3 protein-coding genes are annotated in these 9,555 nt (G+C 62.4%); all 3 read left to right on the top strand.

Annotated elements, in window-relative coordinates; translation table 11 throughout:
• The first annotated feature begins 212 nt into the window (after nucleotides 1-212).
• Genes recC through recD form a run of 3 tightly spaced genes read left to right on the top strand, consistent with a single transcriptional unit; the run spans nucleotide 213 to nucleotide 9,465 of the window.
• Nucleotides 213-3,686 (top strand): exodeoxyribonuclease V subunit gamma, encoded by a 3,474-nt coding sequence (recC, locus tag PI739_RS24715; protein WP_054082188.1) that lies wholly within the window; start codon nucleotides 213-215, stop codon nucleotides 3,684-3,686.
• Nucleotides 3,683-7,375, top strand: a complete 3,693-nt coding sequence (gene recB / locus PI739_RS24710; protein ID WP_271352239.1) for an exodeoxyribonuclease V subunit beta — start codon at nucleotides 3,683-3,685, stop codon at nucleotides 7,373-7,375. Before recC ends, recB begins: the two co-directional genes overlap by 4 nt.
• Entirely contained in the window at nucleotides 7,372-9,465 is a 2,094-nt protein-coding gene (gene recD, locus PI739_RS24705) for an exodeoxyribonuclease V subunit alpha (protein ID WP_271352238.1), read from the top strand. Before recB ends, recD begins: the two co-directional genes overlap by 4 nt.
• Nucleotides 9,466-9,555: the final 90 nt, after the last annotated feature.

The raw sequence follows: 9,555 nt of genomic DNA, 5'->3' as shown, positions 1-9,555 counted from the left end.
GAGTAGGTCATCGTCAAGATTAAATTCCAGAAACCCTCTTCGCTTACGCGTTGAGGGTTTTTGTTTGTCTGGGTTCCAGAAACCTCTGCATCCTCCTGAGCTCATAACTCTACCTCTCCGGCAGTCATCCAGACCCACGTGCTTATGGCAATCCGGCGCGCTTGCCCTTATGGTTCGGCATCAGGTTCCACGCACCCGTCAAGGAAGCAAGCATGTCCGTTACAACCTCTCTGAGTGCAGGCTTCATGGTGGTTCAAGGCAACCGCCCGGATGAACTGCGCAGTCTGGTTGTGTCCTGGATGCGGCGATATCCATTGGCCCCCCTGGAAAACGAGATTGCTCTGGTGCAGAGCAACGGCATTGCGCAATGGTTGAAGCTGGCCTTGGCCGAAGATGCCCAGGATGAAGACAACGGTGGCTGTGGTATCGCCGCCGCCATAGACGTCCAGTTGCCCGGCAGTTTCATGTGGACGCTGTATCGTATGGTGCTGGGTGCAGATGAGATCCCACAGACTTCCTTGCTCGACAAGACCCCTTTGACCTGGCGCTTGATGCGCTTGCTGCCGTCGCTGATCAATCAGCCGCACTTCGAACCCCTGCAGCGCTTCCTGACCGACGACACTGATCTGCGCAAGCGCTATCAACTGTCCGAGCGCCTGTCCGATCTGTTCGACCAATACCAGGTTTACCGTGCGGACTGGCTGGAAGACTGGGCCGCTGGCCGTCATCAATTGCGCGACGTACGAGGTCAGTCCAGACCATTGTCAGCTGCCAATTGCTGGCAGGCCGAACTGTGGCGTGCGTTGCTGGACGACGTCGGGGCTGAAGGGATGTCGCAGAGCCGCGCGGGCGTGCATCAGCGTTTCATCGAGCGCATCGGCAACATGACCGAAGCGCCGCCGGGCTTGCCGGCACGGGTCATCGTTTTCGGCATTTCGTCATTGCCTGCACAAGCGCTTGAGGCGTTGGCAGGGCTGGCCAAGTTCAGTCAGGTTCTGCTCTGTGTCCACAACCCGTGTCGCCACCACTGGACCGATATCGTCGCCGACAAGGACCTGCTGCGTCACCAGTACAAACGTCAGGCGCGCAAGAGCGGAATGCCGATGGTCCTCGACCCGCAGGCGCTGCATCAGCATGCTCACCCGTTGCTCGCGGCCTGGGGCAAGCAGGGACGTGATTACATCAACCTGCTGGACAGCCATGACGATCCACGCAGCTACCGTTCCTCGTTCAAGGACGAGCGCATTGATCTGTTCAGTGAAGCGGAGCCCACCACACTGCTGAACCAGTTGCAGGACGATATTCTCGAGCTGCGTCCGCTGGATGAAACCCGTGAGCTCTGGCCGGCAGTCGATCCTCTCGAGGACCGCTCGATCCGCTTCCATGTGGCTCACAGTGCGCAGCGCGAAGTGGAAGTGCTGCATGACCAGCTACTGGCGAGATTCAGCAAAGACCCTGGCCTGCGTCCGCGTGACGTGATTGTCATGGTCCCGGATATCGACAGCTATGCCCCACACATACGAGCGGTATTCGGACAGATCGAACGCGAAGACCGTCGCTTCATCCCCTTTACGCTGGCTGATCAGGGCCAGCGCGGCCGCGAGCCGTTGCTGATTGCCGTCGAGCACCTGCTCAAACTCCCGGACAGCCGTTTCCCGGTCAGTGAGATTCTTGACCTGCTGGACGTTCCAGCCTTGCGAGCACGCTTCAGGATTCAAGAGCGCGACCTGCCAACACTGCATCGCTGGATCGAAGGCGCAGGAATTCGTTGGGGGCTTAATGCTCAGCAGCGGGCCGGCCTCGGGCTGCCGGATGCCCTTGAGCAGAACAGCTGGCATTTCGGCCTGCGTCGCATGTTGCTGGGTTACGCCGTGGGTGCCGGTGCGGCTTACGACGGCATCGAACCTTACGATGAGATCGGCGGGCTTGATGCGGCGTTGATCGGTCCGCTGGTCGCGTTGATTGATGCTCTTCAGGTCGCCCACACAGAGTTGACGACACCCACCACTCCGGAAGCGTGGGGTGCCCGTCTGCAATCGCTGCTGCAGTTGTTCTTCCTCGCCGACAGCGAGCATGACGACTACTTGCTTGCCCAACTGGAAACACTGCGCGAGAACTGGCTGGAAACCTGTGCAACGGTAAGGCTGACTGAAGAGCTGCCGCTGACCGTGGTGCGTGAGGCCTGGCTGGCCGGGCTCGATCAAGGGCGCCTTTCCCAGCGTTTTCTGGCGGGCTCGGTCAACTTCTGCACGCTGATGCCCATGCGCGCCATCCCGTTCAAGGTGGTCTGCCTGTTGGGCATGAACGACGGCGATTATCCGCGCGCGCAACCGCCGCTGGATTTCGATTTGATGGGCAGCGATTACCGCCCCGGCGACCGTTCCCGGCGTGAAGACGATCGTTACCTGTTGCTGGAAGCCTTGCTCTCGGCCAGGGATCAGTTGTATGTCAGTTGGGTTGGCCACAGCATTCGTGACAACAGTGAGCGTCCAGCTTCGGTGCTCATCGGTCAGCTTCGCGATCACCTCGCCAGCGGCTGGAAGCTGGCCGGCGAGACCGACCCGGACGTTAAACAGGATGATGAGCGCTTGCTGAAAGCCCTGACTGTGAATCACCCCTTGCAACCCTTCAGCGCCAATTACTTCCACGCCGGAACGGGGTACTTCAGCTTCGCCCGCGAGTGGCGTCTGCTGCATGAAACCGACCTTCAGGTGCCCGTGCCTCAAGCGCTGCCGCCTCACGAACAGGAAGAACCGCTGTCCATTGCGCAGCTACAGGATTTCCTGAGAAACCCGGTAAAACACTTTTTCAGCCAGCGCCTGAAGATCTATTTCGAAGTTGCTGAAGCGCCGCTCGCCGACGAAGAGCCGTTCGTGCTCGATGCCCTTGAGCGCTATGGCCTGAGTGAAAGCCTGCTTGGCGCAGGTATGTCCTCGCCGGACAATATGGATGCTGCTCTACAGACTCAGGCGCTGAAACTGCAAGCCAGTGGCCTGCTACCGCTCGCAGGTTTCGGCACCTTGATGCAGAGCGAGCTGATCGAACCGCTGCCTGACGTACTCAGGCGCTACCACGATCTGCTGACCCTCTGGCCCGAGACCCTGAGCAGCGCTTTACCGATCAGCTTCAGCCATGCGGGTGTCAGCATCGACGGCTGGCTGGGCGGGTTGCACCGTAACGCCCGTGCCGAGCTGTTGCTGGTTACCGCCATTCCCAACAGCATCGGCTCGAAAAAGACCCGCAAGTGGCACCGGTTGATTCGGCCGTGGGTCAACCATCTGGTGGCGTGCGCTTGCGACCTGCCGTTGAGCACGGCACTGGTCGCCAGTGATGAAACCCTGATGCTGGAGCCGCTGGACAGGGCGAGTGCCGTCACCACGCTCAACCACTTGCTGACGGCCTGGCTGCACGGCATGCAGGAACCCCTTCCGGTCGCGGTCAAAACCGCCTTCGCCTGGTTGGGCCAGCCTGCCGACAAAGCCGAAGCGGCTGCTCGCAAAGCCTACGAAGGTGACGGACAGACCACCGACGGCGAGCGCCGAGAAAGCACGGCATTGGCTCGGCAGTTTCCGGACTTTGACGCACTGATGGGCAGTGAAGAATTCGCAGGCTGGTGCGAGACGCTTTACAAACCGATTTACGATGCGCCGTGGCAGTCGTTGTCCGGCGGGGAGGGTGGCGCATGAGCGAGCAATCCCTTCCTCTCGCGCTGCGCTTTCCACTGCGCGGCAGCCAGTTGATCGAGGCCAGCGCTGGCACCGGCAAGACCTTCACCATCTCCGCTCTGTACTTGCGTCTGGTGCTCGGCCACGGCACCGAGCAGTCCGGCTTTGGTCGCGAACTGCTGCCGCCGCAGATTCTTGTGGTGACCTTTACCGATGCCGCAACCAAAGAATTGCGTGACAGAATCCGTACCCGGCTGGCGGAGGCCGCTCGCTTCTTCCGTGACGAGATCGCCGCCCCCGATGGCCTGATTGCCGATCTGCGTGAACAGTTCGAAGCGTCGCTATGGCCAGCCTGCGCCAGCCGTCTGGACATTGCCGCACAGTGGATGGACGAGGCCGCGGTCTCGACCATCCACAGTTGGTGCCAGCGCATGTTGCGCGAACACGCATTCGACAGCGGCAGTCTGTTCACCCAGACGCTGGAAACCGACCACAGCGATTTGCTCGGCGAAGTCCTGCGCGATTACTGGCGCCGCTTCTGTTACCCCATGAGCGGCGACGCATTGCTCTGGGTGCGGGAAAACCTCAGCGGTCCGGCGGCGTTGCTGCCGCGTGTGCGAGGTCTGTTCGGCCGTGATCGCAGTCCACTCACCCAGGAACCGGCCGAACTGATTGCGGCGTCATTGCAAGAGCGCCGGGCAGCGCTTGCCGCGCTGAAGGCGCCGTGGGCCGTGTGGGCCGACGAGTTGTATGCGCTCTGTCAGGACGCGGTCGCTCGCAAGGCAGTCGACGGCCGCAAGATGCAGGAACGCTACTTCAAACCCTGGTTTGAAAAACTTGCTGCCTGGGCCGCTGACGACACACAGGAAGCGCTGGATCTGGGCACCGGTTTCACTCGTCTGACCCCCGACGGCATTGCCGAAGCCTGGAAGAGCGAGCCACCTGTGCACCCGGCCTTCGAGGCCATGGCACAGTTGAAGGCGGCGCTCGACGGTTTGCCCAAACCCGATGCTGCTGTGTTGCAGCATGCGGCGCATTGGGTCAGCGCGCGCTTTGAAGAGGAGAAGCGTCGCCGCGCCGAGATGGGCTTTGATGACATGCTGCTCAGGCTCGACGCGGCCCTGCATGGCGCGGGCGGCGAGCGTCTGGCCACCCTGATTCGCGAGCAGTTTCCGGTGGCGTTGATCGACGAATTCCAGGACACCGACCCTGTCCAGTACCGGATCTTCGACAGCATCTATCGTCTTGAGGCCAACGATGAGCAGACCGGGCTGTTCCTGATTGGCGACCCGAAACAGGCGATCTACGCGTTTCGCGGCGCCGATATCTACACCTACCTGCGTGCCCGCCAGGCGACCGATGGCCGTTGGCATACGCTGGACACCAACTACCGCTCCAGTCATGCGATGGTCGAGTCGGTCAACCATGTCTTCACGCGGGCAGAGCAACGAGAGCAAGGTCGCGGTGCGTTCCTGTTTCGTGATGAGCACGGCAATCAGGTGCCGTTCTCCGATGCGCTGGCCCAAGGCCGTAAAGAGACGCTGCACGTCGACGGTACACCCCTGACGGCGCTGACGGTCTGGCACCTGCAAAGTGACCAGCCGGTGTCCGGCGTGGTTTATCGTCAGCAGTTGGCAGCCAGTTGCGCGAGCGAGATCGTGCGTCTGCTCAATGCCGGTCAGCAGGGCCGTGCCGGTTTGGTCACGCCCGACAACACACTGCGCGGGCTGCGTCCGGCCGACATTGCGATTCTGGTCCGCGACGGCAAGGAAGCGCAGGCGGTGCGTCAGCAACTGACCGCGCGTGGTGTGCGCAGCGTGTACCTGTCCGACAAGGATTCGGTGTTCGCCGCTCAGGAAGCCCACGACCTGCTGTCCTGGCTCAAGGCCTGCGCCGAGCCGGACTCCGAACGCACGCTGCGTGCCGCGCTGGCATGTATCACGCTGGATCTGCCGCTGGCCGAGCTGGAACGCCTGAATCAGGACGAGCTGGCGTGGGAGCGACGCGTCATGCAGTTTCGTGGCTATCGCGCCATATGGCGCAGCCAGGGCGTGCTGCCGATGCTGCGCCGTCTGTTGCACGACTTTGCCCTGCCACAGACCTTGATGACCCGCAACGATGGCGAACGAGTACTCACCAACCTGCTGCACCTGTCTGAACTGCTGCAGCAGGCCGCCGCCGAACTGGATGGCGAGCAGGCGCTGATCCGTCATCTGGGCGACCATCTGGCACTCTCCGGCCAGGCCGGGGAAGAGCAGATCCTGCGTCTGGAAAGCGATGAGCAACTGGTCAAGGTGGTCACCATCCACAAGTCCAAGGGCTTGCAGTACCCGCTGGTGTTCCTGCCGTTCATTTGCTCCTCGAAACCGGTGGACGGCAGTCGCTTGCCTCTTCAGTTTCACGACGCCGACGGCAAGTCCCAGATCAGCCTGCAGCCTACCGAGGCGCTGATTCAACAAGCCGATGATGAACGTCTGGCCGAAGACCTGCGTCTGCTCTACGTCGCCCTCACGCGATCGGAACATGCCTGCTGGCTGGGCGTCGCCGACCTCAAGCGTGGCAATGCCAACACCTCCATGCTGCACCGCTCCGCACTGGGTTACCTGCTGGGCGGTGGCGCAGCGCTGGCCGAGTCTGCAGAGTTGAAGGTCTGGCTGCGTGATCTGGCCCAGGGGGGTGAGGCGATTGCCTTGGAGCCTGTGCCGGAGCCCACCGACGAGCGCTTCAGTGCGCCGCGCAACGAAGCGGCGCTGGTCAAGCTGCTGTTGCCCAAACGCCGCGCTGCCGAGAACTGGTGGATCGCGTCCTACAGTGCCCTGCGTATCGGCGACACGGTAACGGCCGGTGCCGATGAGTCGCCTGACAGCCCGCAGGCACAGAAACTGTTCGACGACGAGCGTCTGGACCCCGAAGCCCCGCGCGACATCCTGACCAGCGGCGGCGATATCCATCGTTTTTCGCGTGGCCCCAATCCCGGCACCTTTCTGCACGGGCTGCTCGAGTGGGCTGGCAACGAAGGGTTTGCGATGACCGCGCACGCGCCGGAGAAACTGCAGGACGCCGTCGCCCGGCGCTGCAATCGACGCGGTTGGGCGGGCTGGATCAATACCCTGAGCGATTGGCTGCAACACATGCTGAACATGCCGTTGCGCCTGACGCCGGACGCCGCACCGGTGGCCTTGGGCGAACTGGATCAGCCCAATCAGTACCGTGTGGAGATGGAATTCTGGTTCGCCAGCAATAACGTCAACGTCGCGCAGATGGATGCCCTCGTGCGCCGCTTCACCCACGACAACGCACCGCGTGCTGGGACCGAGACGGTCTCGCTCAACGGCATGTTCAAGGGCTTTATCGACCTGACGTTCGAACACGAAGGCCGGTATTACGTGGCCGACTACAAGTCCAACTGGCTGGGCAGCGACGACAGTGCGTACACCCAGCTGGCGATGGAAACCGCCATTCTCGACAACCGCTACGACCTGCAATACGTCCTCTACCTGCTGGCCCTTCACCGTCAGCTCAAGGCGCGGATGGCCGGCTACGATTACGACCAGCACATGGGCGGCGCGCTGTACCTGTTTCTGCGCGGCAGTCGTTCGGCCTCTCAGGGAGCATATTTCACCCGTCCGCCACGTGAACTGATCGAGAGTCTGGACCTGCTGTTTCAGGGCAAACCGATAGCGCATGACCTGCCGGGAGCATTGGCATGAGCCGCTCGTTCGATGATCTGTTGCCTACAGCGCTGGACGATATCAGCCTCGCTGAGTTGAGCCCGCTGACGCGTGTCAGTGATCTGCTGATCCTGCTCGAGCGTTGGGTCGAGCGCGGCTGGTTGCGTGCTCTGGACAAAGCGTTCGTCGCGTTCCTCAGTGACCTCGATCCGCACGCCGATCCGTTGGTGCTGGTGGCTGCGGCGCTTACCAGCCATCAGCTCGGCCACGGTCATGTCTGCCTTGACCTCTACGAGACCCTCAAAGAACCGGACTTCGCCCTGTCACTGCCACCCGAAGGCGATCAGCAGAGCGCGCCGATGCTGCTGCCCTCACAACTGCTGGCAGCACTGGATGGCGCCGCTTGGTGCCAGGCGCTGGCCGGCAGCATGCTGGTTGCCGAGGTGGGCGATTCAAGTACCGAAGCGCGACAAAAACCACTGGTGCTGGCCGAGCGGCGTCTGTACCTGCGTCGCTACTGGACTTACGAACGGCGTATCGCCGCAGCCTTGCGTCAGCGCCTGGCACAGCGTGAAACGCCGCCGGAGGATCTGCCGCAGCAGCTCGACGCATTGTTCGGCCCGGCCAATTCTTCGCCACAAGCTGTCATCGACTGGCAGAAACTTGCCTGCGCACTGGCGACTCGCAAGGGCTTCAGCATCATCACCGGCGGCCCCGGCACCGGCAAAACCACCACGGTGGTGCGTCTGCTGGCCTTGTTGCAGGCCCCGGCGGTACAGAATGGCCAACCGCTGCGTATCCGTCTCGCGGCACCTACCGGCAAGGCGGCGGCACGTCTGACCGAGTCCATCAGTCAACAGGTGCAGAGCCTGGATGTCAGTGACGACGTACGACAGAAAATCCCCAGCGAGGTGACCACCGTCCACCGCTTGCTGGGCAGTCGCCCCGGTACCCGGCACTTCCGCCACCATGCGGGCAATTTACTGCCGCTGGATGTGCTGGTGGTTGATGAAGCCTCCATGATCGACCTGGAAATGATGGCCAATCTGCTCGACGCACTGCCGCCGCATGCACGCATGGTTCTGCTGGGTGACAAGGACCAGCTGGCGTCCGTTGAGGCGGGGGCGGTACTCGGGGATTTGTGCCGCGACGCCGAAGAAGGTTTCTACAGCCCCGACACCCAGGCCTGGCTGGAAGCCGTCAGCGGCGAAGACCTCGGCAAGGGCGGTTTGCGGCTGGGCGATGCACAGCAGCATCCGTTGGCCCAGCAAGTGGTGATGCTGCGCCACTCGCGTCGCTTCGGCCAAGGCAGCGGCATCGGCCAGCTGGCCCGGCTGGTCAACCAGCAACAGGACCAACAAGCCCGCGCGCTGCTCTCGGCGGGCAGTCACGACGACCTGTTCGCCCTGGCACTCAAGGGCGAGCAGGACCTCAAGTTCGAACGCCTGGTGCTCGACGGTCTTAGCAGGGGCGAGCAAGGCCCGCAGGGTTACCGGCATTACCTGAACGTACTCGCCGCCGAACGTCCCGCCGACGATTCGGCACTGGACGACGCGTGCTGGACCCGTTGGGCGCGCTCGGTACTCAGCGCCTTCGACGCCTTTCAACTGCTGTGTGCCGTGCGCAAAGGCCCGTGGGGTGTGGAGGGTTTGAACCAGCGCATCACTCACGCGCTGTTCAACGCGAAGCTGATCGAAAGCGAACAGCAATGGTACGAAGGTCGCCCGGTGCTGATGACCCACAACGACTATGGCCTCGGCCTGATGAACGGCGACATCGGCATCACCTTGCGCCTGCCCGAGCGCGACGGCGAGGGCAAACAGGTGTTGCGCGTCGCCTTCCCCCGCAACGACGGCAGCGAAGGCGTACGCTTCGTCCTGCCCAGCCGCCTCAACGAGGTCGAAACCGTGTACGCCATGACCGTACACAAATCCCAAGGCTCGGAATTCGCCCACACCGCCCTGATCCTGCCCGAAGCGCTCAACCCGGTACTGACCAAGGAGCTCATCTACACCGGCATCACCCGCGCCAAGCACTGGTTCAGCCTGATCGAACCGCGCCAGGGCATCTTCGAAGAAGCCCTGCGCCGCAAGGTCAAACGTCTGAGTGGACTGATGTTGGGGCTTTGATCAGCAGTCGACTCTCGTGCCGATGCTCCGCGTTGGCATGCTGTCGGTGATGCTTTACGAGGGCTGTCAGTCCTGTGGGCGCAGCCCCGG

Source organism: Pseudomonas cerasi (assembly GCF_027983475.1).
Taxonomy (GTDB): Bacteria; Pseudomonadota; Gammaproteobacteria; order Pseudomonadales; family Pseudomonadaceae; genus Aquipseudomonas; species Aquipseudomonas cerasi.
Note: the sequence above shows the minus strand (reverse complement) of the source record. Positions and strands in the feature narration are given on the sequence as shown.

What these genes read in the sequence shown, in the direction of transcription:
- recD (WP_271352238.1), top strand. Translation starts at nt 7,372, where the DNA reads ATGAGCCGCTCGTTCGATGATCTGTTGCCTACAGCGCTGGACGATATC.
- recC (WP_054082188.1), top strand. Translation starts at nt 213, where the DNA reads ATGTCCGTTACAACCTCTCTGAGTGCAGGCTTCATGGTGGTTCAAGGC.
- recB (WP_271352239.1), top strand. Translation starts at nt 3,683, where the DNA reads ATGAGCGAGCAATCCCTTCCTCTCGCGCTGCGCTTTCCACTGCGCGGC.